Source organism: Pseudomonas sp. MWU12-2319, from assembly GCF_023242525.1.
Taxonomy (GTDB): domain Bacteria; phylum Pseudomonadota; class Gammaproteobacteria; order Pseudomonadales; family Pseudomonadaceae; genus Aquipseudomonas; species Aquipseudomonas gingeri_D.
This window is the reverse complement of record NZ_JALJES010000065.1, coordinates 1-575: the sequence shown is the minus strand read 5'-3', so window position 1 is coordinate 575 and position 575 is coordinate 1. Positions and strand designations below refer to the sequence as shown.

Sequence of the window (575 nt, the reverse complement as noted above, 5' to 3'; positions counted from 1 at the left end):
TCGGGGTCGTTGGCTTCCTCGTCAGTCACGACGTGCTCGATTTTCTCGCTCCCCCAGTAGAGGAAAATGCGGTCGCCTTCTTCGATATTGGGATAGGCCGGCATCCCGGCAACGGGGGATTTGATTTCGATCGGAACGAAGGGGGTATCGGCATCGACGCCCTCCAGGAGGATATCCTCGGGAATCACCATATGCAGTTCGGAATGGCCGGGAGTACCGGGGTCCATGTCGCGTCCGCCGGGGCGTGTCAGCTTGATGTAGATGTTGGTGCGGGGCGAAGGATCGGGATCGGTGCCGGGCAGCGTGACCGTATAGTCCAGGATGAAATAACCGGTGGTCAGGCGATCAGATTCAATGAACAGCGGTACGGACTTGCCGATTTGGCTGTTATCACCGATGAAACCCGAGGTCATCACTTGGTTATTGAGCCTGACATTGACGCTGTCGCCGATATCCATGTCGTCCCCCCACGGTGGGACCTCTACCAACAGGCCCTCGGGGAAGGTGGTGACGGCCCCGATATTGATGCCCCAGCTGTCAGCAGGCATGGGTGGGTTAGGGCGCTGTTTAGAGGA

At 58.4% G+C, this 575-nt stretch carries 1 pseudogene; it reads right to left on the bottom strand.

Annotated elements, in window-relative coordinates:
- Nucleotides 1-548: pseudogene (locus M5C01_RS32765) on the bottom strand (hypothetical protein); the annotation flags it as partial.
- Nucleotides 549-575 lie beyond the last annotated feature (27 nt).